The organism is Streptomyces sp. GL_140, from assembly GCF_057834465.1.
In genome coordinates, this window is sequence record NZ_CM174404.1 from 5,040,799 (window position 1) to 5,065,389 (window position 24,591).

General features: G+C 66.0%; 37 protein-coding genes. 35 read left to right on the plus strand and 2 right to left on the minus strand.

Annotated elements, in window-relative coordinates:
• The first annotated feature begins 455 nt into the window (after positions 1–455).
• From rpsL to tuf, 4 genes are all read left to right on the plus strand, one after another.
• Positions 456–827 carry a 30S ribosomal protein S12 gene (rpsL, locus tag AC3IYJ_RS23460; protein WP_007265893.1) on the plus strand — a complete coding sequence of 124 codons (372 nt, stop codon included), beginning with the start codon at positions 456–458 and terminating at the stop codon, positions 825–827.
• A gap of 2 nt (positions 828–829) precedes the next feature.
• Entirely contained in the window at positions 830–1,300 is a 471-nt protein-coding gene (rpsG, locus tag AC3IYJ_RS23465; protein ID WP_330298073.1) for a 30S ribosomal protein S7, read from the plus strand.
• A 39-nt stretch (positions 1,301–1,339) separates the two neighbouring features.
• A complete protein-coding gene (gene fusA / locus AC3IYJ_RS23470) occupies positions 1,340–3,469 on the plus strand; it encodes an elongation factor G (protein WP_489396736.1) in 2,130 nt (709 codons plus the stop codon).
• Between the two features lie 149 nt (positions 3,470–3,618).
• The gene (tuf, locus tag AC3IYJ_RS23475; protein ID WP_266912806.1) at positions 3,619–4,812 is read left to right on the plus strand and encodes an elongation factor Tu; all 1,194 of its coding nucleotides are present in this window, start codon (positions 3,619–3,621) and stop codon (positions 4,810–4,812) included.
• A gap of 120 nt (positions 4,813–4,932) precedes the next feature.
• Here the strand turns inward: tuf and rfbC are convergent, their stop codons facing one another.
• Positions 4,933–5,532, minus strand: coding sequence for a dTDP-4-dehydrorhamnose 3,5-epimerase (gene rfbC, locus AC3IYJ_RS23480; RefSeq protein ID WP_489396737.1), 600 nt, complete (start codon positions 5,530–5,532; stop codon positions 4,933–4,935).
• Positions 5,529–6,404, minus strand: a complete 876-nt coding sequence (gene rfbA / locus AC3IYJ_RS23485; protein WP_489396738.1) for a glucose-1-phosphate thymidylyltransferase RfbA — start codon at positions 6,402–6,404, stop codon at positions 5,529–5,531. Before rfbA ends, rfbC begins: the two co-directional genes overlap by 4 nt.
• Positions 6,405–6,453: 49 nt before the next feature.
• On the opposite strand from rfbA, the gene rfbB reads away from it, so the two are divergent.
• The 31 genes from rfbB to AC3IYJ_RS23640 all read left to right on the plus strand — a co-directional run bounded on the left by rfbB (position 6,454) and on the right by AC3IYJ_RS23640 (position 24,537).
• Positions 6,454–7,431 carry a dTDP-glucose 4,6-dehydratase gene (rfbB, locus tag AC3IYJ_RS23490; RefSeq protein WP_489396739.1) on the plus strand — a complete coding sequence of 326 codons (978 nt, stop codon included), beginning with the start codon at positions 6,454–6,456 and terminating at the stop codon, positions 7,429–7,431.
• A complete protein-coding gene (rfbD, locus tag AC3IYJ_RS23495) occupies positions 7,428–8,375 on the plus strand; it encodes a dTDP-4-dehydrorhamnose reductase (RefSeq protein ID WP_489396740.1) in 948 nt (315 codons plus the stop codon). Before rfbB ends, rfbD begins: the two co-directional genes overlap by 4 nt.
• A 516-nt stretch (positions 8,376–8,891) precedes the next feature.
• A complete protein-coding gene (gene rpsJ / locus AC3IYJ_RS23500) occupies positions 8,892–9,200 on the plus strand; it encodes a 30S ribosomal protein S10 (RefSeq protein WP_003948644.1) in 309 nt (102 codons plus the stop codon).
• A 14-nt stretch (positions 9,201–9,214) separates the two neighbouring features.
• A complete protein-coding gene (rplC, locus tag AC3IYJ_RS23505; protein WP_215015311.1) occupies positions 9,215–9,859 on the plus strand; it encodes a 50S ribosomal protein L3 in 645 nt (214 codons plus the stop codon).
• Positions 9,860–9,863: 4 nt separating this feature from the next.
• Positions 9,864–10,514, plus strand: a complete 651-nt coding sequence (rplD, locus tag AC3IYJ_RS23510; protein ID WP_254387363.1) for a 50S ribosomal protein L4 — start codon at positions 9,864–9,866, stop codon at positions 10,512–10,514.
• Complete coding sequence (rplW, locus tag AC3IYJ_RS23515) at positions 10,514–10,837, plus strand: 50S ribosomal protein L23 (protein WP_384651649.1); 324 nt, start codon at positions 10,514–10,516, stop codon at positions 10,835–10,837. The genes rplD and rplW overlap by 1 nt, the downstream gene beginning before the upstream one ends.
• Positions 10,838–10,876: 39 nt before the next feature.
• Complete coding sequence (gene rplB, locus AC3IYJ_RS23520; RefSeq protein ID WP_254387362.1) at positions 10,877–11,713, plus strand: 50S ribosomal protein L2; 837 nt, start codon at positions 10,877–10,879, stop codon at positions 11,711–11,713.
• A 12-nt stretch (positions 11,714–11,725) separates the two neighbouring features.
• A complete protein-coding gene (rpsS, locus tag AC3IYJ_RS23525) occupies positions 11,726–12,007 on the plus strand; it encodes a 30S ribosomal protein S19 (protein WP_023539342.1) in 282 nt (93 codons plus the stop codon).
• A 43-nt stretch (positions 12,008–12,050) separates the two neighbouring features.
• A complete protein-coding gene (gene rplV / locus AC3IYJ_RS23530) occupies positions 12,051–12,398 on the plus strand; it encodes a 50S ribosomal protein L22 (protein ID WP_214946990.1) in 348 nt (115 codons plus the stop codon).
• Positions 12,398–13,240 carry a 30S ribosomal protein S3 gene (gene rpsC, locus AC3IYJ_RS23535; RefSeq protein WP_489396741.1) on the plus strand — a complete coding sequence of 281 codons (843 nt, stop codon included), beginning with the start codon at positions 12,398–12,400 and terminating at the stop codon, positions 13,238–13,240. Before rplV ends, rpsC begins: the two co-directional genes overlap by 1 nt.
• A gap of 5 nt (positions 13,241–13,245) precedes the next feature.
• Positions 13,246–13,665 carry a 50S ribosomal protein L16 gene (gene rplP, locus AC3IYJ_RS23540; protein ID WP_030026326.1) on the plus strand — a complete coding sequence of 140 codons (420 nt, stop codon included), beginning with the start codon at positions 13,246–13,248 and terminating at the stop codon, positions 13,663–13,665.
• Positions 13,665–13,889, plus strand: a complete 225-nt coding sequence (rpmC, locus tag AC3IYJ_RS23545) for a 50S ribosomal protein L29 (protein ID WP_073912892.1) — start codon at positions 13,665–13,667, stop codon at positions 13,887–13,889. Before rplP ends, rpmC begins: the two co-directional genes overlap by 1 nt.
• Entirely contained in the window at positions 13,889–14,170 is a 282-nt protein-coding gene (gene rpsQ, locus AC3IYJ_RS23550) for a 30S ribosomal protein S17 (protein WP_053682619.1), read from the plus strand. The genes rpmC and rpsQ overlap by 1 nt, the downstream gene beginning before the upstream one ends.
• Before the next feature lie 124 nt (positions 14,171–14,294).
• Positions 14,295–14,663 carry a 50S ribosomal protein L14 gene (rplN, locus tag AC3IYJ_RS23555; RefSeq protein ID WP_003956455.1) on the plus strand — a complete coding sequence of 123 codons (369 nt, stop codon included), beginning with the start codon at positions 14,295–14,297 and terminating at the stop codon, positions 14,661–14,663.
• A 2-nt stretch (positions 14,664–14,665) separates the two neighbouring features.
• Positions 14,666–14,989: a 50S ribosomal protein L24 gene (rplX, locus tag AC3IYJ_RS23560; protein ID WP_215023444.1), complete on the plus strand. Its 324-nt coding sequence runs from the start codon at positions 14,666–14,668 to the stop codon at positions 14,987–14,989.
• On the plus strand, positions 14,989–15,540 hold the full coding sequence (rplE, locus tag AC3IYJ_RS23565; protein ID WP_030388859.1) for a 50S ribosomal protein L5: 552 nt from the start codon (positions 14,989–14,991) through the stop codon (positions 15,538–15,540). The genes rplX and rplE overlap by 1 nt, the downstream gene beginning before the upstream one ends.
• Before the next feature lie 5 nt (positions 15,541–15,545).
• Complete coding sequence (locus tag AC3IYJ_RS23570; protein WP_003956452.1) at positions 15,546–15,731, plus strand: type Z 30S ribosomal protein S14; 186 nt, start codon at positions 15,546–15,548, stop codon at positions 15,729–15,731.
• Positions 15,732–15,954: 223 nt separating this feature from the next.
• Entirely contained in the window at positions 15,955–16,353 is a 399-nt protein-coding gene (gene rpsH, locus AC3IYJ_RS23575) for a 30S ribosomal protein S8 (RefSeq protein ID WP_008739698.1), read from the plus strand.
• Positions 16,354–16,373: 20 nt separating this feature from the next.
• On the plus strand, positions 16,374–16,913 hold the full coding sequence (gene rplF / locus AC3IYJ_RS23580) for a 50S ribosomal protein L6 (RefSeq protein WP_112447742.1): 540 nt from the start codon (positions 16,374–16,376) through the stop codon (positions 16,911–16,913).
• 2 nt (positions 16,914–16,915) lie between these two features.
• Positions 16,916–17,299: a 50S ribosomal protein L18 gene (rplR, locus tag AC3IYJ_RS23585; RefSeq protein ID WP_030008471.1), complete on the plus strand. Its 384-nt coding sequence runs from the start codon at positions 16,916–16,918 to the stop codon at positions 17,297–17,299.
• Between the two features lie 46 nt (positions 17,300–17,345).
• Positions 17,346–17,948 (plus strand): 30S ribosomal protein S5, encoded by a 603-nt coding sequence (rpsE, locus tag AC3IYJ_RS23590; RefSeq protein ID WP_008739695.1) that lies wholly within the window; start codon positions 17,346–17,348, stop codon positions 17,946–17,948.
• On the plus strand, positions 17,948–18,130 hold the full coding sequence (rpmD, locus tag AC3IYJ_RS23595) for a 50S ribosomal protein L30 (RefSeq protein WP_112447741.1): 183 nt from the start codon (positions 17,948–17,950) through the stop codon (positions 18,128–18,130). The genes rpsE and rpmD overlap by 1 nt, the downstream gene beginning before the upstream one ends.
• A 1-nt stretch (position 18,131) precedes the next feature.
• On the plus strand, positions 18,132–18,587 hold the full coding sequence (gene rplO / locus AC3IYJ_RS23600; RefSeq protein ID WP_330298080.1) for a 50S ribosomal protein L15: 456 nt from the start codon (positions 18,132–18,134) through the stop codon (positions 18,585–18,587).
• A 186-nt stretch (positions 18,588–18,773) separates the two neighbouring features.
• Positions 18,774–20,087 (plus strand): preprotein translocase subunit SecY, encoded by a 1,314-nt coding sequence (gene secY / locus AC3IYJ_RS23605; protein WP_371617436.1) that lies wholly within the window; start codon positions 18,774–18,776, stop codon positions 20,085–20,087.
• Entirely contained in the window at positions 20,087–20,734 is a 648-nt protein-coding gene (locus tag AC3IYJ_RS23610; protein ID WP_489396742.1) for an adenylate kinase, read from the plus strand. The genes secY and AC3IYJ_RS23610 overlap by 1 nt, the downstream gene beginning before the upstream one ends.
• Positions 20,735–20,864: 130 nt before the next feature.
• Complete coding sequence (gene map / locus AC3IYJ_RS23615; RefSeq protein WP_330298083.1) at positions 20,865–21,716, plus strand: type I methionyl aminopeptidase; 852 nt, start codon at positions 20,865–20,867, stop codon at positions 21,714–21,716.
• A 190-nt stretch (positions 21,717–21,906) separates the two neighbouring features.
• Positions 21,907–22,128 carry a translation initiation factor IF-1 gene (gene infA / locus AC3IYJ_RS23620; RefSeq protein WP_003956442.1) on the plus strand — a complete coding sequence of 74 codons (222 nt, stop codon included), beginning with the start codon at positions 21,907–21,909 and terminating at the stop codon, positions 22,126–22,128.
• Between the two features lie 74 nt (positions 22,129–22,202).
• Positions 22,203–22,316 (plus strand): 50S ribosomal protein L36, encoded by a 114-nt coding sequence (gene rpmJ / locus AC3IYJ_RS23625; RefSeq protein WP_003956441.1) that lies wholly within the window; start codon positions 22,203–22,205, stop codon positions 22,314–22,316.
• A 200-nt stretch (positions 22,317–22,516) separates the two neighbouring features.
• Positions 22,517–22,897: a 30S ribosomal protein S13 gene (gene rpsM / locus AC3IYJ_RS23630; protein WP_053682609.1), complete on the plus strand. Its 381-nt coding sequence runs from the start codon at positions 22,517–22,519 to the stop codon at positions 22,895–22,897.
• A gap of 54 nt (positions 22,898–22,951) precedes the next feature.
• A complete protein-coding gene (gene rpsK / locus AC3IYJ_RS23635; protein WP_006376016.1) occupies positions 22,952–23,356 on the plus strand; it encodes a 30S ribosomal protein S11 in 405 nt (134 codons plus the stop codon).
• A 158-nt stretch (positions 23,357–23,514) separates the two neighbouring features.
• Positions 23,515–24,537, plus strand: coding sequence for a DNA-directed RNA polymerase subunit alpha (locus tag AC3IYJ_RS23640; RefSeq protein WP_489396743.1), 1,023 nt, complete (start codon positions 23,515–23,517; stop codon positions 24,535–24,537).
• Positions 24,538–24,591 lie beyond the last annotated feature (54 nt).

A 24,591-nucleotide genomic window follows, 5' to 3' on the forward strand; every position in this document is an offset into this window, starting at 1 on the left:
CCGGTGGGGATGTCCATGGAGACGAGGCCGTGGAAGCTCTTCACCGGGGCCGTGCACTGCCCCGTGCGGGGAGAGTGTTCGAAGCCCCCGGCGGCGGTCGGTGCGCGCAGCTCCGTAGGGCGGCGCTTAGCACATGCGCACCACATCCGCACATCGCAGGGGCCACACAGGGGTCTCGGCCGTGTGGCGACTGGCCGGTGGGCCCTTCGGTGTTCGAGGCCAGGGGCTTTTGTTTTGACCGGAGTGGATGCGGTAGGTACGCTCAGACCTTGTGCCTGGGGTGTGCCTGGGCTCCTGTGCGTGTCCATCAACCGCATTCGAGCCGTATCAGCCACCGCGATTCATGCGTCTTCACGCTTGCGTGGAGGTCCGCCGGATCCGACACACCCGACCGCGTGGGTCGGCAAATGTTCCAGGTTAGCTTCACTACACGGCACACAGAAACCGGAGAAGTAGTGCCTACGATCCAGCAGCTGGTCCGTAAGGGCCGGCAGGACAAGGTCGAGAAGACAAAGACCCCCGCGCTTGAGGCCTCGCCCCAGCGTCGCGGTGTCTGCACGCGTGTGTTCACGACCACCCCGAAGAAGCCGAACTCGGCGCTCCGTAAGGTCGCGCGTGTGCGTCTGACCTCCGGCATCGAGGTCACCGCTTACATTCCGGGTGAGGGACACAACCTGCAGGAGCACTCCATCGTGCTCGTGCGTGGTGGCCGTGTGAAGGACCTGCCGGGTGTTCGTTACAAGATCATCCGCGGTGCGCTTGACACCCAGGCTGTCAAGAACCGCAAGCAGGCCCGCAGCCGCTACGGCGCCAAGAAGGAGAAGTAGAAATGCCTCGTAAGGGCCCCGCCCCGAAGCGCCCGGTCATCATCGACCCGGTCTACGCATCTCCCTTGGTGACGTCGCTCATCAACAAGATCCTCCTGAACGGCAAGCGCTCCACCGCCGAGCGCATCGTTTACGGCGCCATGGAAGGCCTCCGCGAGAAGACCGGCGCTGACCCGGTCATCACGCTGAAGCGCGCGCTCGAGAACGTCAAGCCGTCCCTCGAGGTCAAGTCCCGCCGTGTCGGTGGCGCCACCTACCAGGTGCCGATCGAGGTCAAGCCGGGTCGCGCTGCGACCCTGTCGCTCCGCTGGATCGTGGGTTACTCCCGCGCCCGTCGCGAGAAGACCATGACCGAGCGCCTCATGAACGAGCTCCTCGACGCCTCGAACGGCCTCGGTGCGGCCGTCAAGAAGCGTGAGGACACGCACAAGATGGCCGAGTCCAACAAGGCCTTCGCGCACTACCGCTGGTAGTCCCACCCCACATCGAGACCGAGAGAAGACCGAAGCCTTATGGCTACCACTTCGCTTGACCTGGCCAAGGTCCGCAACATCGGGATCATGGCCCACATCGACGCGGGCAAGACGACCACCACCGAGCGCATCCTGTTCTACACCGGTGTGTCTTACAAGATCGGTGAAGTCCACGACGGCGCTGCCACGATGGACTGGATGGAGCAGGAGCAGGAGCGTGGTATCACCATCACGTCTGCCGCGACGACCTGCCACTGGCCCCTCGAAGACGTTGACCACACGATCAACATCATCGACACCCCGGGTCACGTCGACTTCACCGTCGAGGTGGAGCGTTCGCTCCGCGTCCTCGACGGCGCCGTCACCGTGTTCGACGGTGTCGCCGGTGTAGAGCCGCAGTCCGAGACGGTATGGCGTCAGGCCGACCGTTACGGCGTGCCGCGCATCTGCTTCGTCAACAAGCTGGACCGTACCGGCGCCGAGTTCCACCGCTGCGTCGAGATGATCAAGGACCGCCTCGGTGCGGTTCCGATCGTCATGCAGCTCCCCATCGGTGCCGAGATGGACTTCCAGGGCGTTGTCGACCTGGTCACCATGAAGGCGTTCGTCTGGTCCGCCGAGGCGACCAAGGGCGAGATGTACGACATCGTCGACATCCCGGACACCCACAAGGAAGCCGCTGAAGAGTGGCACGCCAAGCTGGTCGAGACGGTCGCCGAGAACGACGACCAGATCATGGAGCTGTTCCTCGAGGGCGTCGAGCCCACCGTCGAGCAGCTGCACGCCGCTGTGCGTCGCATCATCATCGGTTCCAAGGGTGAGAGTGGCGCCACCGTCACCGCGGTGTTCTGTGGCACGGCGTTCAAGAACAAGGGCGTTCAGCCCCTGCTCGACGCCGTCGTCCGCTACCTCCCCTCGCCCCTGGACGTCGAGGCCATCGAAGGCCACGACGTCAAGGACGCCGAGGTCGTCGTGAAGCGCAAGCCCTCGGACGAGGAGCCCCTCGCGGCGCTCGCGTTCAAGATCATGCGCGACCCGCACCTCGGCAAGCTCACCTTCGTCCGGGTTTACTCGGGCCGCCTGGAGGCCGGCACTGCGGTGCTGAACTCCGTCAAGGGCAAGAAGGAGCGCATCGGCAAGATCTACCGCATGCACGCCAACAAGCGTGAAGAGATCGAAGCGGTGGGCGCCGGTGACATCGTCGCCGTCATGGGCCTGAAGCAGACCACCACCGGTGAGACGCTGTGTGACGACAAGAACCCGGTCATCCTGGAGTCCATGGACTTCCCGGCCCCGGTCATTCAGGTCGCCATCGAGCCCAAGTCCAAGGGTGACCAGGAGAAGCTGGGTGTCGCCATCCAGTCTCTCGCGGAGGAGGACCCCTCCTTCCACGTTCACTCGGACGAAGAGACCGGCCAGACCATCCTCGGTGGTATGGGCGAGCTGCACCTCGAGGTGCTGGTCGACCGTATGAAGCGCGAGTTCAAGGTCGAGGCCAACGTCGGCAAGCCGCAGGTCGCGTACCGCGAGACGATCCGCCAGACGGTGGAGCGTCACGACTACACCCACAAGAAGCAGACCGGTGGTACCGGTCAGTTCGCCAAGGTGCAGATCGCGATCGAGCCGATCACCGAGTCGGACGGCCCGGCGTACGAGTTCGTGAACAAGGTCACCGGTGGCCGCATCCCGAGGGAGTACATCCCCTCGGTCGACGCCGGTGCGCAGGAAGCCATGAAGTTCGGCATCCTGGCCGGCTACGAGATGACCGGCGTTCGCGTCATTCTTCTCGACGGTGGCTACCACGAGGTCGACTCTTCCGAGCTCGCCTTCAAGATCGCCGGTTCGCAGGCCTTCAAGGAGGCCGCGCGCAAGGCTTCTCCCGTGCTCCTCGAGCCGATGATGGCCGTCGAGGTCACCACGCCGGAGGAGTCCATGGGTGACGTCATCGGTGACATCAACTCCCGCCGTGGCCAGATCCAGGCCATGGAGGAGCGTCACGGTGCGCGCCTCGTGAAGGGCCTCGTGCCCCTCTCGGAGATGTTCGGCTACGTCGGAGACCTCCGCAGCAAGACCTCGGGTCGCGCCAGCTACTCGATGCAGTTCGACTCCTACGCCGAGGTTCCCCGGAACGTCGCTGAGGAGATCATCGCGAAGGCCAAGGGCGAGTAACTCTTCCGAGTACACGCTTTAGGCTTGTCACCGGAGCCTCTGGGGCAACAGGAGTAACCCTTCTGTTGCCCCGGAGGAACCGGCTTTCCAGCAAAGATCACCTGGCGCCGATGAGTAAGGCGTACAGAACCACTCTCCAGGAGGACCCCGTGGCGAAGGCGAAGTTCGAGCGGACTAAGCCGCACGTCAACATCGGCACCATCGGTCACATTGACCACGGTAAGACGACCCTCACGGCCGCCATTACCAAGGTGCTGCACGACGCGTACCCGGACCTGAACGAGGCCTCGGCCTTCGACCAGATCGACAAGGCTCCCGAAGAGCGCCAGCGCGGTATCACCATCTCCATCGCGCACGTCGAGTACCAGACCGAGGCGCGTCACTACGCCCACGTCGACTGCCCGGGTCACGCGGACTACATCAAGAACATGATCACCGGTGCCGCGCAGATGGACGGCGCGATCCTCGTGGTCGCCGCCACCGACGGCCCGATGCCGCAGACCAAGGAGCACGTGCTCCTGGCCCGCCAGGTCGGCGTTCCGTACATCGTCGTCGCCCTGAACAAGGCCGACATGGTGGACGACGAGGAGATCCTGGAGCTCGTCGAGCTCGAGGTTCGTGAGCTCCTCTCCGACTACGAGTTCCCGGGCGACGACCTTCCGGTCGTCCGCGTCTCCGCGCTGAAGGCGCTCGAGGGCGACAAGGAGTGGGGCGAGAAGCTTCTCGGCCTCATGGCTGCCGTCGACGAGGCGATCCCGACCCCGCCGCGTGACACCGAGCTGCCGTTCCTCATGCCCGTCGAGGACGTCTTCACGATCACCGGTCGCGGTACCGTCGTCACCGGCCGTATCGAGCGTGGTGTCCTGAAGGTCAACGAGACCGTCGACATCATCGGTATCAAGGAGACCAAGACCACCACCACGGTCACCGGTATCGAGATGTTCCGCAAGCTGCTCGACGAGGGCCAGGCGGGCGAGAACGTCGGTCTGCTCCTCCGTGGCATCAAGCGCGAGGACGTCGAGCGCGGCCAGGTCATCATCAAGCCGGGTTCGGTCACGCCGCACACCGAGTTCGAGGCCCAGGCCTACATCCTGTCGAAGGACGAGGGTGGCCGTCACACCCCCTTCTTCAACAACTACCGTCCGCAGTTCTACTTCCGTACCACGGACGTCACGGGTGTCGTCACCCTGCCGGCCGGCACGGAGATGGTCATGCCGGGCGACAACACCGAGATGACGGTCGCGCTGATCCAGCCGGTCGCCATGGAGGAGGGCCTGAAGTTCGCCATCCGTGAGGGTGGTCGTACCGTGGGCGCCGGCCAGGTCACCAAGATCACGAAGTAATTCGTGTTCTGACCTGGTAGCTCGCGCGAGCGAGCACCATGTTTGACAGAAGGGCCCCTTCCCCGTCGTTCACGCGACCGGGGGAGGGGCCCTTCTGCATGCTTACGGTGCCCTGCGCGCTCACCCCTCGCGCAGCGACTCCGTGAACTCCAGACAGGCGTCGTACCGGGGGAGCAGCCCGGATTCGAGCGCGTCGGCCAGTGAGGGTGCGGCCTCGTCGCGGGAGGACAGCAGCGGCACCTGCGCCGGCCATTGGATGCCCAGAGCCGGGTCGAGCGGGTGGACCGCGTGCTCGCCCGCCGGGTTGTAGGTCTGCGAGCAGAGGTAGGAGAGCGTGGCATCGTCGCTCAGCGCGCAGAAGCCGTGGCCGAGCCCCTCGGGGAGGTAGACCGCGCGACGGTCCACGTCGTCCAGCCGGACCCCTTCCCAGCGGCCGAAGGTGGGGGAGCCGACCCGCAGGTCCACGATGACGTCGAGGACGGCCCCGCGTACGCAGGTGACGTACTTGGCCTGGCCGCGCGGGACGTCGGCGAAGTGGATGCCGCGGACCACGCCCCGCTGGGAGACGGAGAGGTTGGCCTGTGCCAGGTTCAGCGGGTGTCCGACGACCTCCGCGAGGCGGTCGAAGCGGTACCACTCCATGAACATGCCGCGCGGGTCGCCGTGCTGCTGGGGGACGACCTCGTAGGCGCCCCCGATCCCCAGTTCGCGGAACTTCACCGGGCAGCCTCCTCGTCGAGCAGTCCCAGCAGGTAGTCCCCGTAACCGCTCTTGGTGAGCGGCTCGGCCAGCGCGCGCAGCTGTGCGGAGCCGATCAGGCCCGCCCGCCAGGCGGCCTCCTCGACGCAACCGATCTTGAACCCCTGCCTTTCCTCGATCACCCGCACGAACTCCGAGGCCTGGACCATCGCGACGAAGGTTCCGGTGTCCAGCCAGGCGGTACCCCGGTCGAGGACGGTGACGTGCAGTTCGCCGGCCCGGAGGTAGGCGTCGTTGACCGCGGTGATCTCCAGCTCCCCGCGGGCGCTGGGTATCAGGCCGCGGGCTATCCCGACGACCTGGTTGTCGTAGAAGTAGAGGCCCGGTACGGCGTAGCGGGACTTGGGGACGGCCGGCTTCTCCTCTATGGAGACGACCTGCCCCTTCGCGTCGAACTCGACCACGCCGTACGCGGTGGGGTCCGCCACCGGGTACGCGAAGACCCGGCCGCCCTTGGCGTCGGCCTGCTCGGCCAGGCGGGTGCCGAGGCCGCTGCCGTGGAAGATGTTGTCGCCGAGGATCAGGGCGACGGAGTCGTCGCCGATGAAGTCGGCTCCGAGCAGGAAGGCCTGGGCAATGCCCTCGGGGCGCTCCTGGACGGCGTACTCCAGCCGGATGCCGAACTGCGAACCGTCGCCGAGCAGCCGCTCGAACTGGTCGCGGTCCTCCGGGGTGGTGACGACAAGGATCTCGCTGATCCCGGCCATCACCAGCGTGGAGAGCGGATAGTAGATCATCGGTTTGTCGAAGACGGGCAGCAGCTGCTTCGACACGGCCCGGGTCAGCGGCCAGAGTCGGGATCCGGTGCCGCCGGCTAAGAGGATTCCTCGCATGTGGAGAACCTATGCGAGAGGTGTTCGACAGGCGGCTACTCTTCGGATTATGCGCATCCTCGTTACCGGCGGTGCCGGTTTCATAGGCTCGGAATTCGTCAGGCAGCAGTTAGGCGCGGATCCGGCCGCGCGGATCACCGTCTTCGACAAGCTGACCTACTCCGGCGTCGAGGCCAACCTGGCGCCGGTGACGGACCACCGCGGGTACGCCTTCGTCAGGGGCGACATCTGCGACGCGGAGGCCGTCGAGCGGGTGATGCCCGGACACGACGTCGTCGTGCACTTCGCGGCCGAATCCCACGTGGACCGCTCGATCGCCGGAGCGGGCCCCTTCGTGATGACCAACGTCGTGGGCACCCAGGTCCTCCTGGACGCCGCCCGCAGGCACGGGGTCGGCCGCTTCGTCCACATCTCCACCGACGAGGTGTACGGCTCGATCGCGGAGGGCTCCTGGACCGAGGAGTGGCCGCTGTCGCCCAACTCCCCGTACTCCGCCTCCAAGGCCTCCTCCGACCTGTTGGCCCTGGCCTACGCCCGGACGCACGGGATGGACGTGGTCGTCACCCGCTGCTCCAACAACTACGGGCACCACCAGTTCCCCGAGAAGGTCATCCCGCTCTTCGTCTCGAACCTGATGGACGGCAGGAAGGTCCCGCTGTACGGGGACGGCGGCAACGTGCGCGACTGGCTGCACGTCTCCGACCACTGCCGCGGCATCGACCTGGTGATGCGCAAGGGGCGCGGGGGCGAGGTCTACAACATCGGCGGCGGGGTCGAGCTCACCAACAAGGAGCTCACCGGCGTCCTGCTGGAGGCCGCCGGCCTCGGCTGGGACATGGTCGAGCGGGTGGAGGACCGCAAGGGCCACGACCTGCGGTACTCCATCGACATCGGCAAGATCGGCTCCGAGCTGGGCTACGCCCCGCAGGTGACCTTCGAGGAGGGCATCGCGGCGACCGTCGACTGGTACCGCGAGAACCGTGCCTGGTGGGAGCCCCTGAAGGCGAAGGCGGCGCTGCAGCGGTGAGCGCGGACCCCGCCGGCCCGCGCTGGCTCGTCACCGGCGCCGCCGGCATGCTCGGCCGGGACGTCCTGGCCGTACTCCAGGACGCGGGGGTCCGGGCCGAGGGCCTCGGCCGCGCGGATCTGGACATCACCGACCCGGCAGCCGTCCGGGCCGCCGTCGAAGGCGTGGCCGTGGTCGTGAACTGCGCCGCCTGGACCGACGTGGACGGCGCGGAGAGCGCCGAAGAAGCCGCAACAGCCGTCAACGGCAAGGGTGTTCGGGTTCTCGCCGGGGCCTGCGCCGCGGCCGGAGCCCGTCTGCTGCACGTCTCCACCGACTACGTGCTGCCCGGCGACGCCTCGCAGCCGTACCCCGAGTCCGCCCCGACCGGCCCGGTCAACGCCTACGGCCGCTCCAAGCTGGCCGGTGAGAGGGCGGTGGCCGAGCTGCTGCCCGAGGACGGCTACGTCGTCCGCACCGCCTGGCTGTACGGGGAGCACGGGCCGAACTTCGTCGCCACCATGCTGAGGCTGGCCGCCCAGCGGGACACCCTGGACGTGGTCGACGACCAGCACGGCCAGCCCACCTGGTCCCGGGCGCTGGCCCGCCGCCTCGTGGAGCTCGGCGCGGCCGCGCTCGACGGACGCGCCCCCGGCGGGGTGTACCACGGCACCGCGAGCGGCCGGACCACCTGGTTCGGGCTGGCCCGGGAGAGCTACCGGCTCGGCGGCCTGGACCCCGAGCGGATCCGGCCGACGGACTCCGCGGCGTTCGCCAGGCCCGCCGCCCGGCCGGCTTTCAGTGTCCTTGGTCACGACCGCTGGGCGGTGGCCGGGCTGGAGCCCCTGGCCGACTGGCGGGTCCAGCTCGCCGAGGCGATCACCCGGCCCGCCTTCGCCGGCCTGCTGGAACCGCTTCCGAAGATCGCCCCGGGGTACCGGCCACCGGCGTCGGCCGGTGCGTAGACCGGAATGTCCGTGATCGACACTTCCTGACGGGGTGCGGCGAGCGATCACCGGGATCCGGCCGCCCCCGCCGGGAACCGGCCGCGCGTCGCGATTTGACGCGTACGCGCGGCGGAGTAGTCTCTTCGGCCCGATTGGCGCAGTACGCGTCTCGTATGGCAGACTACTCAAGTTGCTCGGCTGAGTGCCGATGCTGCGCGCCTCCCGCCGGGAGGACCGGAAGCGAGTCCCACAGTACTCGTCGCCTTATCTGCCCTCCGGGGCAGCAATGGGGCGGACGTACGGGAATCTTCTGGGAAGCGTCAGCACGGTGCCTTCCAGGCACTCGGTGGGTGTTTTCCCCCGAACCGCGGTCTTGGGACCGTACCCCCTTGGATGAGGGAATTTCCGTATGGGAATTTTTTCTAGAGGGAGTGCGACACGCCCGACCGCGTGGGTCGGAGGAAAGCGGCGGAGTGATCCGCAGCCGGCCGAGCGCCAGAGCGTTTCCACAACAGACAGGACTACGGAGTAGCCATGGCGGGACAGAAGATCCGCATCCGGCTCAAGGCCTACGACCACGAGGTCATCGATTCGTCGGCGAAGAAGATCGTCGAGACGGTGACGCGCACTGGTGCGTCGGTCGCGGGCCCGGTGCCGCTGCCCACTGAGAAGAACGTGTACTGCGTCATCAAGTCGCCGCACAAGTACAAGGACTCGCGCGAGCACTTCGAGATGCGCACTCACAAGCGCCTGATCGACATCCTCGACCCGACGCCCAAGACCGTTGACTCGCTGATGCGCCTGGACCTTCCGGCCGGCGTTGACATCGAGATCAAGCTCTGAGAGGCGCGGAAAAGATGGCAAAGCAGATCAAGGGCGTCCTGGGCGAGAAGCTCGGCATGACCCAGGTCTGGGACGAGAACAACCGTGTCGTCCCGGTGACCGTCGTCAAGGCCGGGCCCTGCGTCGTTACCCAGGTCCGTAAGAACGACATCGATGGCTACGAGTCGGTCCAGATCGCCTTCGGCGAGATTGACCCGCGCAAGGTGAACAAGCCCCTCAAGGGTCACTTCGCCAAGGCCGATGTAACCCCGCGCCGCCACCTGGTGGAGCTCCGCACCTCCGACGCCAGCGAGTACACGCTCGGCCAGGAGATCACCGCTGCTGTGTTCGAGTCCGGCGTCAAGGTTGACGTCACGGGCAACAGCAAGGGCAAGGGCTTCGCCGGTGTCATGAAGCGTCACAACTTCAAGGGCCTCGGCGCCGGCCACGGCGTGCAGCGCAAGCACCGCTCCCCCGGTTCGATCGGTGGCTGCGCCACCCCTGGGCGTGTCTTCAAGGGCATGCGCATGGCCGGTCGTATGGGTAACGAGCGTGTCACCACCCAGAACCTGACCATCCACGCGGTTGACGCGGAGAAGGGTCTGCTCCTGATCAAGGGTGCGGTCCCCGGTCCGAACGGCGGCCTCGTCCTGGTCCGTACCGCGGCCAAGGGGGCTTGAGGTAATGAGCACCATTGACATCCTTTCGCCGGCAGGCGACAAGGCCGGTACCGTCGAGCTCCCCGCGGAGATCTTCGACGCGAAGACCAGCGTTCCGCTGATCCACCAGGTCGTTGTCGCTCAGCTGGCTGCTGCCCGTCAGGGCACGCACAAGACCAAGCGTCGTGGCGAAGTCCGTGGTGGTGGCCGCAAGCCGTACCGCCAGAAGGGCACCGGCCGCGCTCGCCAGGGTTCGACCCGCGCTCCGCAGTTCGTCGGCGGTGGCGTCGTTCACGGCCCGCAGCCGCGTGACTACTCGCAGCGGACCCCGAAGAAGATGAAGGCCGCCGCCCTCCGCGGTGCCCTCTCGGACCGCGCGCGTCACTCCCGCATCCACGTCGTCACCGGCGTGGTCGAGGGTGCCGCCTCCACGAAGGCCGCCAAGACGCTGTTCGGCAAGATCTCGGAGCGCAAGAACCTGCTCCTGGTCGTCGACCGCTCCGAAGAGGCCGCGTGGCTGTCCGCCCGCAACCTGCCCCAGGTTCACATCCTGGAGCCGGGCCAGCTGAACACGTACGACGTGATCGTCTCTGACGACGTGGTCTTCACTCAGACCGCTTTCGAGTCCTTCGTGTCTGGCCCCAAGGCCGATGAGACCGAAGGGAGCGACGCCTGATGTCTGAGGCGACCGTTACCAGCAAGACCTTCACTGACCCGCGCGACCTGCTGATCAAGCCGGTCGTCTCGGAGAAGAGCTACGCGCTGCTGGACGAGAACAAGTACACGTTCATCGTCGCGCCCGGCTCCAACAAGACCCAGATCAAGCAGGCCGTCGAGGCGGTCTTCGGGGTCAAGGTCACCGGGGTCAACACGATCAACCGTCAGGGTAAGCGCAAGCGCACCAAGACCGGTTTCGGCAAGCGTGCGAACACCAAGCGCGCCATCGTGACCCTCGCTGAGGGCGACCGAATCGACATCTTCGGCGGCCAGGCCTCCTAACGGAGGTCTAGTCGTCCGGAATCGGACGAGGACTGAGAAATGGGTATCCGCAAGTACAAGCCGACGACCCCGGGCCGTCGTGGCTCCAGCGTCGCCGACTTTGTCGAGATCACGCGGTCCACGCCGGAGAAGTCGCTGGTCCGCCCCCTGCACAGCAAGGGCGGCCGTAACAACACCGGTCGGATCACGGTTCGACACCAGGGTGGCGGCCACAAGCGCGCCTACCGTGTGATCGACTTCCGTCGTCACGACAAGGACGGCGTGCCGGCGAAGGTCGCGCACATCGAGTACGACCCCAACCGCACGGCGCGCATCGCGCTCCTGCACTACGCCGACGGTGAGAAGCGCTACATCATTGCGCCGAAGAACCTGAAGCAGGGTGACCGGATTGAGAACGGCCCGACGGCCGACATCAAGCCCGGCAACAACCTGGCGCTCCGCAACATCCCGGTCGGTACCACGATCCACGCGATCGAGCTCCGTCCCGGTGGTGGCGCGAAGTTCGCCCGCTCCGCTGGTGCCTCCGTGCAGCTGCTGGCGAAGGAGGGCGTCATGGCCCACCTTCGTATGCCGTCCGGCGAGATCCGTCTCGTCGACGCCCGCTGCCGCGCCACGGTCGGCGAGGTCGGCAACGCCGAGCAGTCGAACATCAACTGGGGCAAGGCCGGCCGCATGCGCTGGAAGGGCGTTCGCCCCTCCGTCCGCGGTGTCGCGATGAACCCGGTCGACCACCCGCACGGTGGTGGTGAGGGTAAGACCAGTGGTGGTCGCCACCCGGTCTCCCCGTGGGGTCAGAAGGAGGGTCGTACTCGCTCGCCGAAGAAGGCTTCGAGCAAGTACATCGTCCGCCGCCGCAAGACGAACAAGAAGCGCTAGGAGCGGGTTTAGATGCCGCGCAGTCTCAAGAAGGGACCCTTCGTCGACGGACACCTCATCAAGAAGGTGGACGTACAGAACGAAGCCGGTACCAAGAACGTCATCAAGACCTGGTCCCGTCGCTCGATGATCATCCCGGCCATGCTGGGTCACACCATCGCGGTGCACAACGGCAAGATCCACGTCCCGGTGTTCGTCACCGAGTCGATGGTCGGCCACAAGCTCGGCGAGTTCTCGCCGACTCGCACCTTCCGCGGCCACGTCAAGGACGACCGGAAGTCGAAGCGCCGCTAAAGGCGGGGTGGTTACGACTATGACTTACACCGAAGGGACAACCATGGAAGCCAGGGCCCAGGCGCGGTACATCCGCGTCACGCCCATGAAGGCCCGCCGAGTGGTGGACCTTATCCGTGGCATGGATGCCACGGAGGCTCAGGCGGTCCTGCGTTTCGCCCCGCAGGCCGCGAGCGTGCCGGTTGGCAAGGTGCTCGACAGCGCCATTGCCAATGCCGCACACAACTACAACCACCCGGACGCCACCACGCTGGTCATCAGCGAGGCGTACGTGGACGAGGGCCCGACCCTGAAGCGGTTCCGTCCGCGTGCACAGGGCCGTGCCTACCGGATCCGCAAGCGGACCAGCCACATCACCGTGGTCGTCAGCAGCAAGGAAGGTTCCCGGTAATGGGCCAGAAGGTAAACCCGCACGGGTTCCGGCTCGGCATCACCACCGACTTCAAGTCGCGTTGGTACGCCGACAAGCTGTACAAGGACTACGTCAAGGAAGACGTCGCCATCCGCAGGATGATGACGTCCGGCATGGAGCGCGCCGGCATCTCGAAGGTTGAGATCGAGCGCACCCGTGACCGCGTGCGTGTGGACATCCACACCGCTCGTCCGGGCATCGTCATCGGCCGCCGTGGCGCCGAGGCCGACCGCATCCGCGGTGACCTCGAGAAGCTCACGGGCAAGCAGGTCCAGCTGAACATCCTCGAGGTCAAGAACCCCGAGCTCGACGCTCAGCTGGTTGCCCAGGCCGTTGCCGAGCAGCTCTCCTCCCGCGTCTCCTTCCGTCGCGCCATGCGTAAGAGCATGCAGGGCACGATGAAGGCCGGCGCCAAGGGCATCAAGATCCAGTGTGGCGGTCGCCTCGGCGGCGCCGAGATGTCCCGCTCCGAGTTCTACCGCGAAGGCCGTGTGCCGCTGCACACCCTCCGCGCGAACGTGGACTACGGCTTCTTCGAGGCCAAGACCACCTTCGGCCGTATCGGTGTGAAGGTCTGGATCTACAAGGGCGACGTCAAGAACATCGCCGAGGTTCGCGCCGAGAACGCTGCGGCCCGTGCGGGTAACCGCCCGGCCCGTGGTGCCGCAGGCGCTGGCGACCGTCCCGCCGGCCGTGGTGGCCGTGGTGGCGAGCGCGGCGGCCGTGGTGGCCGCAAGCCGCAGCAGGCTGCTGGTGTCGAGGCCCCCAAGGCCGACGCTCCCGCCGCCGCTCCGGCCGAGAGCACCGGAACGGAGGCCTGACCGACATGCTGATCCCTCGTAGGGTCAAGCACCGCAAGCAGCACCACCCGAAGCGCCGTGGTATGGCCAAGGGCGGTACTGAGGTCTCGTTCGGCGAGTACGGCATCCAGGCGCTTACCCCCGCCTACGTGACGAACCGCCAGATCGAGGCGGCTCGTATCGCGATGACCCGCCACATCAAGCGTGGCGGCAAGGTCTGGATCAACATCTACCCGGACCGTCCCCTGACGAAGAAGCCTGCCGAGACCCGCATGGGTTCCGGTAAGGGTTCTCCCGAGTGGTGGATCGCGAACGTGCACCCGGGCCGGGTCATGTTCGAGCTGTCCTACCCGAACGAGAAGATTGCTCGTGAGGCGCTCACCCGCGCTGCTCACAAGCTTCCGATGAAGTGCCGGATTGTTCGGCGCGAGGCAGGTGAGTCGTGATGGCGACGGGAACCAAGGCGTCCGAGCTGCGTGAGCTCGGCAACGAGGAGCTCGTTGGCAAGCTGCGCGAGGCCAAGGAAGAGCTGTTCAAGCTTCGCTTCCAGGCTGCCACGGGCCAGCTCGAGAACAACGGCCGGCTCCGTTCCGTCCGCAAGGACATCGCCCGGATCTACACCCTGATGCACGAGCGCGAGCTCGGCATCGAGACGGTGGAGAGCGCCTGATGAGCGAGAAGAATGTGACTGAGACCCAGGACCGCGGCTTCCGCAAGACCCGTGAGGGCCTCGTCGTCAGCGACAAGATGGACAAGACTGTCGTCGTCGCCGTCGAGGACCGCGTGAAGCACGCCCTGTACGGCAAGGTCATCCGCCGTACGAACAAGCTCAAGGCTCACGACGAGCAGAACGCTGCCGGCGTCGGCGACCGCGTCCTCATCATGGAGACGCGTCCGCTGTCGGCGAGCAAGCGCTGGCGCATCGTCGAGATCCTCGAGAAGGCCAAGTAATTATCTGAGGCCCCGGGCATCAAGCCCGGGGGCCCCTCAGGTTCGTTCCGCCAGGCTCGGTGGGGGCGGTAGCTCTTCGGAGTGATGCCCCCGCCGGGAACCGGCAGACAAACAGGAGATAGACGTGATCCAGCAGGAGTCGCGACTGCGTGTCGCCGACAACACTGGTGCCAAGGAGATCCTTTGCATCCGTGTTCTCGGTGGTTCCGGTCGCCGCTACGCGGGCATCGGTGACGTCATCGTTGCCACCGTCAAGGACGCGATCCCCGGTGGCAACGTGAAGAAGGGTGACGTCGTCAAGGCGGTCATCGTTCGCACCGTGAAGGAACGCCGCCGCCAGGACGGCTCGTACATCCGCTTCGACGAGAACGCCGCCGTCATTCTGAAGAACGACGGCGACCCTCGTGGCACCCGTATCTTCGGCCCGGTGGGCCGTGAGCTGCGCGAGAAGAAGTTCATGAAGATCATCTCGCTCGCGCCGGAGGTGCTGTAAGCATGAAGATCAAGAAGGGCGACCTGGTTCAGGTCATCACCGGTAAGGACAAGGGCAAGCAGGGCAAGGTCATTCTGGCCATCCCTACTGAGAACCGTGTCCTGGTCGAGGGTGTCAACCGGGTCAAGAAGCACACCAAGGCCGGTCAGACCGCTGGTGGTTCGCAGACCGGTGGCATCGTGATCACCGAGGCGCCGATCCACGTCAGCAACGTTCAGCTGGTTGTGGAGAAGGACGGCCAGAAGGTCGTTACCCGCGTCGGCTTCCGCTTCGACGACGAGGGCAACAAGATCCGCGTTGCCAAGCGGACGGGTGAGGACATCTGATGGCTACCACTCCGCGTCTCAAGACGAAGTACCGCGAGGACATCGCGGGCAAGCTGCGTGAAGAGTTCTCCTACGAGAACGTCATGCAGATCCCCGGCCTCGTGAAGATCGTGGTCAACATGGGTGTGGGCGACGCCGCCCGCGACTCCAAGCTGATCGACGGCGCCATCAAGGACCTGACGACGATCACCGGTCAGAAGCCGGCCGTCACGAAGGCCCGCAAGTCCATCGCGCAGTTCAAGCTGCGCGAGGGTCAGCCGATCGGCTGCCACGTCACCCTCCGCGGTGACCGCATGTGGGAGTTCCTGGACCGTACGCTGTCGCTCGCGCTGCCGCGTATCCGTGACTTCCGTGGTCTGTCGCCGAAGCAGTTCGACGGCCGTGGCAACTACACCTTCGGTCTCACGGAGCAGGTCATGTTCCACGAGATCGACCAGGACAAGATCGACCGTACCCGGGGTATGGACATCACCGTGGTCACCACGGCGACCAACGACGACGAGGGCCGCGCCCTCCTTCGTCACCTCGGCTTCCCCTTCAAGGAGGCGTAAGCGAGATGGCGAAGAAGGCTCTCATCGCGAAGGCTGCCCGCAAGCCCAAGTTCGGTGTGCGTGCGTACACCCGCTGCCAGCGCTGCGGTCGCCCCCACTCCGTGTACCGCAAGTTCGGCCTGTGCCGCGTCTGCCTTCGTGAGATGGCTCACCGTGGCGAGCTGCCGGGCGTGACCAAGAGCTCCTGGTAATTCCCTCTCGTCCGCAAGGACTTGAGCGGTACCAGGCACTCTCGGTAAGCATCTGGACGGCGGATGCCCGGCCGCGCATGCCTTAGGCTTGTGTGGTTGGGCGTCCGCCGCCCATAACGACTTACTACGCCGTAGGTCCCCGCACCGCACCCGTCCCGCCACTGAGCGGGGAGAGGGATGGCGCATACAGGAAACCCCGGCGAGAGAGGCCGAAGGCCACTTCATGACCATGACTGACCCGATCGCAGACATGCTCACGCGTCTGCGTAACGCTAACTCGGCGTACCACGACTCCGTCGTGATGCCGCACAGCAAGATCAAGTCGCACATCGCAGAAATCCTCAAGCAGGAGGGTTTCATCACCGGCTGGAAGGTCGAGGACGCCGAGGTCGGCAAGAACCTCGTCCTCGAGCTGAAGTTCGGCCCGAACCGCGAGCGCTCCATTGCGGGCATCAAGCGGATCTCGAAGCCCGGTCTGCGTGTGTACGCAAAGTCCACCAACCTGCCGAAGGTGCTCGGCGGCCTGGGCGTGGCGATCATCTCCACGTCCCACGGTCTGCTCACCGGCCAGCAGGCAGGCAAGAAGGGCGTAGGTGGGGAAGTCCTCGCCTACGTCTGGTAGTCGGGAACGGAGGAAAAGCAATGTCGCGAATCGGCAAGCTCCCCATCCAGGTTCCCGCCGGTGTGGACGTCACCATCGACGGCCAGGCAGTGGCTGTGAAGGGCCCCAAGGGTTCCCTCGCGCTCACCGTCAAGGCGCCGATCGAGATCGTCAAGGGTGAGGACGGCGTTCTGAACGTCATCCGCCCCAACGACGAGCGTCAGAACAAGGCCCTCCACGGCCTGTCCCGCACGCTGGTGGCGAACATGATCACCGGCGTGACCACGGGTTACGTGAAGGCTCTTGAGATCAGCGGTGTCGGTTACCGCGTCGCCGCGAAGGGCTCCAACCTGGAGTTCCAGCTTGGCTACAGCCACCCGATCCTGATCGAGGCGCCCGAGGGCATCTCCTTCAAGGTCGAGTCGCCCACCAAGTTCTCGGTCGAGGGCATCGACAAGCAGAAGGTCGGCGAGGTCGCCGCCAACATCCGCAAGCTGCGGAAGCCCGACCCGTACAAGGCCAAGGGTGTCAAGTACGCCGGCGAAGTCATCCGCCGCAAGGTCGGAAAGGCTGGTAAGTAGCCATGGCATACGGTGTAAAGATCGCCAAGGGCGACGCGTACAAGCGTGCCGCCAAGGCCCGCCGCCACATCCGCATCCGCAAGAACGTCTCGGGTACGGCGGAGCGTCCGCGCCTCGTCGTGACGCGTTCCAACCGCAACATCGTTGCTCAGGTCATCGACGACCTCCAGGGTCACACCCTGGCGTCGGCGTCGACCCTGGACGCTTCGATCCGTGGTGGCGAAGGCGACAAGAGCTCGCAGGCCCAGGCCGTCGGCGCACTCGTCGCCGAGCGTGCCAAGGCCGCGGGTGTCGAGACCGTCGTGTTCGACCGCGGTGGCAACCGATACGCCGGGCGCATTGCCGCTCTGGCTGACGCCGCCCGCGAAGCCGGGCTGAAGTTCTAAGCCCCGTTTTCCGGGACTCACGGACGTAACAGAGAGAGGTAATCCAATGGCTGGACCCCAGCGCCGCGGAAGCGGTGCCGGTGGCGGCGAGCGGCGGGACCGGAAGGGTCGCGACGGTGGCCCTGCCGCCGAGAAGACCGCTTACGTTGAGCGCGTTGTCGCGATCAACCGCGTCGCCAAGGTTGTCAAGGGTGGTCGCCGCTTCAGCTTCACCGCGCTGGTCGTGGTGGGCGACGGTGACGGCACTGTAGGTGTCGGTTACGGCAAGGCCAAGGAAGTTCCCGCGGCCATCGCCAAGGGTGTCGAGGAAGCCAAGAAGTCCTTCTTCAAGGTTCCGCGCATCCAGGGCACCATTCCTCACCCGATCACGGGCGAGCGCGCCGCGGGCGTCGTGCTGCTGAAGCCGGCCGCCCCTGGTACCGGTGTTATCGCCGGTGGCCCGGTGCGCGCCGTTCTGGAGTGCGCCGGCGTTCACGACATCCTGTCGAAGTCGCTCGGCTCTTCCAACGCGATCAACATCGTGCACGCGACCGTGGCGGCCCTCAAGGGCCTGCAGCGTCCCGAGGAGATCGCGGCTCGCCGTGGTCTGCCCCTCGAGGACGTCGCCCCCGCGGCTCTGCTCCGTGCGCGTGCTGGGGCGGGTGCGTAATGGCTCGCCTCAAGGTCACGCAGATCAAGTCGTACATCGGCAGCAAGCAGAACCACCGCGACACGCTGCGTTCGCTCGGGCTCAAGCGCCTGAACGACGTCGTCGTCAAGGAGGACCGCCCCGAGTTCCGCGGAATGGTTCACACCGTCCGCCACCTCGTGACGGTTGAGGAGGTTGACTAACATGGCTGAAAGCAGCCCGCTGAAGGCCCACAACCTCCGTCCCGCCCCCGGCGCCAAGACCGCGAAGACTCGTGTCGGTCGTGGTGAGGCGTCGAAGGGTAAGACGGCTGGTCGTGGTACGAAGGGCCAGAAGGCCCGCTACCAGATCCCGCAGCGCTTCGAGGGTGGGCAGATGCCCCTCCACATGCGTCTGCCGAAGCTCAAGGGCTTCAAGAACCCGTTCCGCACCGAGTTCCAGGTCGTGAACCTGGACAAGCTCGGCGCTCTCTACCCCGAGGGTGGAGAGGTCACGGTGGCCGACCTGGTCGCCAAGGGCGCGGTTCGCAAGAACAGCCTCGTCAAGGTCCTGGGCCAGGGCGAGATCTCCGTGGCGCTGCAGGTTTCGGTTGACGCCGTCTCCGGCTCCGCCAAGGAGAAGATTGCCGCCGCTGGTGGCACCGTGACCGAGCTCGTCTAAGACGAACTCAGTGACAAATAGCTAGAAACCCGACCGGGGATGCCTCACATATGGGGCATCCCCGGTTGGTCGTTCCACGGGGGGCGCAGACGCCGGTATGGTGGCCTGCACCTTTGCTTGTCTTTATTCGTCGATCCCTCAGACCGTCACCTCTGACGCAGTAGCGCGGGGGTCGCAGGAGGCACCGTGCTCACCGCGTTCGCCCGGGCGTTCAAGACGCCCGACCTGCGCAAGAAGCTGCTTTTCACGCTCGGCATCATCGTGCTGTACCGGCTCGGGTCGCATGTGCCCGTACCTGGTGTGAGCTACAAGAACGTTCAGATCTGTGTCGACTCGGCCGGGAGCAGCAACAGCCTCTTCGGTCTCGTCAACATGTTCAGCGGCGGTGCGCTGCTGCAGATCACGATCTTCGCGCTCGGCATCATGCCCTACATCACGGCGAGCATCATTCTGCAGCTGCTGACCGTGGTCATCCCGAAGCTGGAGAACCTCAAAAAAGAGGGTCAAGCCGGCACGTCGAAGATCACTCAGTACACGCGCTATCTGACGGTCGCGCTCGCGATCCTGCAGGGCACCGGCCTCGTCGCCACCGCCCGCAGCGGCGCCCTTTTCCAGGGCTGCGCGGTCAAGGACCAGATCGTCCCCGACCGGTCGATCTTCACCACCGTCGTCATGGTGCTCACCATGACCGCCGGTACCTGCCTCGTCATGTGGCTCGGTGAGCTCATCACCGACCGCGGCATCGGCAACGGCATGTCGATCCTCATGTTCATCTCGATCGCCGCGGGCTTCGTCGGCGCCCTGTGGCAGATCAAGCTCCAGGGCAAGATCGCGGACGGCTGGGTCGAGTTCGGCGTGGTCATCCTGGTCGGCCTCGCGATGGTGGCCCTGGTGGTCTTCGTCGAACAGGCGCAGCGACGGATCCCCGTCCAGTACGCGAAGCGCATGATCGGCCGCCGTGCCTATGGCGGTACCTCGACGTACATCCCGCTCAAGGTGAACCAGGCCGGTGTCATCCCGGTCATCTTCGCCTCGTCGCTGCTGTACATCCCGGCACTGATCGTCCAGTTCAGCGGTTCCACCGCGGGCTGGGCCACGTGGATCCAGAAGCACTTCGTCAAGGGCGACCACCCGTACTACATCGCCGCGTACTTCCTCCTGATCGTCTTCTTCGCGTTCTTCTACGTGGCGATCTCGTTCAACCCCGAGGAAGTTGCCGACAACATGAAGAAGTATGGTGGCTTCATCCCGGGTATCCGCGCCGGTCGACCTACCGCCGAGTACCTGAGCTACGTACTCAACCGGATCACCTGGCCGGGGTCGCTGTACCTGGGTCTCATTGCTCTCGTGCCGACGATGGCGTTGGCGGGCTTCGGAGCGAACCAGAACTTCCCGTTCGGCGGGACGAGCATCCTGATCATCGTGGGTGTCGGTCTGGAAACCGTGAAGCAGATCGAGAGCCAGCTCCAGCAGCGCAATTACGAAGGGTTCCTCCGCTGATGCGAATCGTTCTCGTCGGACCGCCCGGCGCGGGCAAGGGGACGCAGGCGGCCGTGCTTGCCAAGACCCTGTCGATCCCGCACATCTCCACGGGTGACCTGTTCCGGGCCAACATCAGCCAGGGCACCGAGCTTGGCCGCCGTGCGAAGGCGTTCATGGACGCCGGCGACCTCGTCCCGGACGAGATCACCATCGGCATGGCCAAGGACCGCATGGAGCAGGCGGACGCCGTCGGCGGTTTCCTGCTCGACGGGTTCCCGCGCAACGTGTCGCAGGCCGAGGCCCTCGACGTGATGCTGAAGGCCGAGGGCATGAACCTCGACGCCGTCCTCGACCTGGAGGTCGAGGAGGACGAGGTCGTCAAGCGTCTCGCCGGGCGGCGCACCTGCCGCAACGACGGCTCGCACGTGTTCCACGTCGCGTACGCCCCGCCGAAGGTCGAGGGCGTCTGCGACGTCTGCGGCGGCGAGCTGTACGTCCGCGAGGACCAGTCCGAGGACGCGGTGCGCAACCGCCTCGAGGTCTACCACACCCAGACCGAGCCGATCATCGACTACTACAAGGCCCAGGGCCTCGTGTCGACGATCCCGGCGCTGGGCGAGGTCAAGGACGTCACGCAGCGTGCGATGGATGCCCTGAAGAAGTAGTTCTCGTGTACCGCTGCGTTCACTCGTACCGCAGTGTTCTTCCGTAGTGCAGCCACGGCCGCGGTGTCCCCAGGACGCCGCGGCCGTACTGTTGATGCGACCGTCGAACCGAAGGTGGAAGGCAATTCCCATGGTCCAGATCAAGACCCCCGAGCAGATCGCGAAGATGCGCGAGGCGGGGCTGGTCGTCGCCGCGATCCACGCGGCGACCCGTGAGGCGGCCGTTCCGGGCGCCACGACGCGGGATCTGGACATGGTGGCCCGCAAGGTCATCGCCGACGCCGGCGCCAAGTCGAACTTCCTCGGCTACGGGGGCTTCCCCGCGACCATCTGCACCTCGGCCAACGAGGTCGTCGTCCACGGCATCCCGGACGACAAGACCGTCCTCAAGGACGGCGACATCATCTCGATCGACGCCGGTGCGATCGTCGACGGCTGGCACGGCGACGCCGCGTACACCGCCTTCGTGGGCACTGGGCACGCTCCTGAGCTGCTGGAGCTCTCCCGGGTGACCGAGGAGTCCATGTGGGCCGGGATCGCCGCCATGAAGCTCGGCAACCGCCTCGTGGACATCTCCAAGGCGATCGAGACGTACATCAAGCGCCAGCCCCGCCCCAGCACGGGTGAGCACAGCCTCGGCAAGTTCGGGATCATCGAGGACTACGGCGGCCACGGCATCGGTTCCGAGATGCACATGGACCCCCACCTGCTGAACTACGTCTCCCGCAAGCGCGGCAAGGGGATCAAGCTGGTCCCGGGCCTGTGCCTGGCGATCGAGCCGATGGTGTCCCTGGGCACCGCCCAGACGGAGGTCCTGGCGGACGACTGGACGGTCATCACCACGGACGGCACCTGGTCCTCGCACTGGGAGCACTCCATCGCCCTGACCGAGGAGGGCCCGATCGTGCTGACCTCCCCGGACTGCGGCAAGGCGAAGCTGGCGGAGTACGGCATCACCACCGCGCCGGACCCGCTGGGCTGAGCCGGGCGGCCGGTCGGCCCGGCCGGTCGACCCCGCTGACCAGGATTGATGATCTATCCTGTAGGGCACACTTTCCGGATTCGTCTTTCGGTGGGCCCTGACGTAGACTGACTCGTCGGCTCCTTTGCACCCGCATGTCCTCATGCGAAGGCGGGGAGCTGATCAAGGTAGCCGATTCGAAAGGCGAAGCGTGGCCAAGAAGCAAGGTGCCATCGAAATCGAGGGCACCGTGATCGAGTCCCTCCCGAACGCGATGTTCAAGGTGGAACTCCAGAACGGTCACAAGGTCCTCGCGCACATCAGCGGCAAGATGCGCATGCACTACATCCGCATCCTCCCTGATGACCGGGTCGTCGTGGAGCTGTCTCCGTACGACCTGACGCGTGGCCGGATCGTCTACCGATACAAGTAGATCTTGTCTTCACTCCCGTCCGGACATTCCGTCCCGGCGCGGGTGGTGGCACTGACCCGGAGAACCTCACCAACATGAAGGTCAAGCCGAGCGTCAAGAAGATCTGCGACAAGTGCAAGGTGATCCGCCGTCACGGTCGGGTCATGGTCATCTGCGACAACCTGCGCCACAAGCAGCGCCAGGGCTGACGCACGCCGACCGACCTGCACTACGCAGTTCTTCGCGCGACGTAAGAAAACGTACATACGCAGAACCCGCCTAGCCCCGACCAGGGCCGGCGGCACCTCCGGCGGGGGCCGGGGACCCGGACGTACCACCACCCATCAGGTGTGGTCGGCGGCCGGGGTTCGGTTCTGCTGAAGACCCCCGAACACACAGGAGCCATTGAATGGCACGCGTTTCCGGTGTTGACATCCCGCGCGAAAAGCGTGTGGAGATCGCACTCACCTACGTCTTCGGTGTCGGTCGCACCCGGTCCAAGGAAATCCTTGCGGCCACCGGTGTGAACCCCGACACCCGCGTTCGTGACCTGGCCGAAGAGGACCTGGTCAAGATCCGCGAGTACGTGGACGCCAACCTCCGCACCGAGGGTGACCTCCGCCGCGAGATCCAGGCCGACATCCGCCGCAAGGTCGAGATCCAGTGCTACCAGGGTGTTCGCCACCGTCGTGGCCTGCCCGTGCACGGTCAGCGCACCAGCACGAACGCCCGTACCCGCAAGGGTCCGCGTCGCGCGATCGCCGGTAAGAAGAAGCCGGGCAAGAAGTAGTCCTGTTCAGCGGTCTTGCGCTGTAGGACCGACCACCTCCCGTAGGAGATTTAGATGCCCCCCAAGGGTCGTCAGGGCGCTGCCAAGAAGGTGCGCCGCAAGGAAAAGAAGAACGTCGCTCATGGGCACGCCCACATCAAGAGCACGTTCAACAACACGATCGTCTCGATCACGGACCCCGCGGGCAACGTGATCTCCTGGGCCTCCGCCGGCCACGTCGGCTTCAAGGGCTCGCGCAAGTCCACCCCCTTCGCCGCGCAGATGGCCGCCGAGTCGGCCGCCCGTCGCGCGCAGGAGCACGGCATGCGCAAGGTCGACGTCTTCGTCAAGGGTCCCGGCTCCGGCCGTGAGACCGCGATCCGCTCCCTCCAGGCCACTGGCCTCGAGGTCGGCTCGATCCAGGACGTCACCCCCACCCCGCACAACGGCTGCCGTCCGCCCAAGCGTCGCCGCGTCTGATTCGGCGGCGCCGGGCTTCGCGCCTGTGCGTCTTTGAGTGTCCGGGCGGTACGAACTCCTCGCGGGGGACGTACCGCCCGTACCCTTGTAGTCCGCAGCCCCTGGCTGCATCCGTCGGGCGTCAAATAGTGGGCGTCCACGACTGAAGGAACACAGACATGCTTATCGCTCAGCGTCCCTCGCTGACCGAAGAGGTCGTAGACGAGTACCGCTCGCGGTTCGTGATCGAGCCGCTGGAGCCGGGCTTCGGCTACACCCTCGGCAACTCGCTCCGCCGCACGCTCCTGTCCTCGATCCCGGGTGCCGCTGTCACCAGCATCCGCGTGGACGGCGTCCTGCACGAGTTCACCACCGTGCCGGGTGTCAAGGAAGACGTCACCGACATCATCCTCAACATCAAGCAGCTGGTCGTCTCCTCGGAGCACGACGAGCCGGTCGTGATGTACCTGCGCAAGCAGGGTCCCGGCCTGGTCACCGCTGCCGACATCGCGCCCCCGGCCGGTGTCGAGGTGCACAACCCGGACCTGGTCCTCGCCACGCTCAACGGCAAGGGCAAGCTGGAGATGGAGCTGACCGTCGAGCGCGGTCGCGGCTACGTCTCCGCCGTCCAGAACAAGCAGCTGGGCCAGGAGATCGGTCGCATCCCGATCGACTCCATCTACAGCCCGGTCCTCAAGGTCACCTACAAGGTCGAGGCGACCCGAGTCGAGCAGCGTACCGACTTCGACAAGCTGATCGTCGACGTCGAGACCAAGCAGGCCATGCGCCCGCGCGACGCCATGGCGTCCGCCGGTAAGACCCTGGTCGAGCTGTTCGGTCTGGCGCGCGAGCTCAACATCGACGCCGAGGGCATCGACATGGGCCCCTCGCCGACGGACGCGGCCCTGGCCGCCGATCTGGCGCTGCCGATCGAGGAGCTCGAGCTCACGGTCCGCTCGTACAACTGCCTCAAGCGCGAGGGCATCCACTCCGTGGGTGAGCTAGTGGCCCGCTCCGAGGCGGACCTGCTCGACATCCGCAACTTCGGTGCGAAGTCGATCGACGAGGTCAAGGCGAAGCTGGCCGGCATGGGCCTGGCCCTCAAGGACAGCCCGCCCGGATTCGACCCGACCGCCGCTGCCGACGCCTTCGGCGCCGACGACGACGTGGACGCCGGTTTCGTCGAGACCGAGCAGTACTAGAACTTTCCCGGGGCGTCCGCCCCGGGGGAACTGACACCGGTACCTGACACGGCC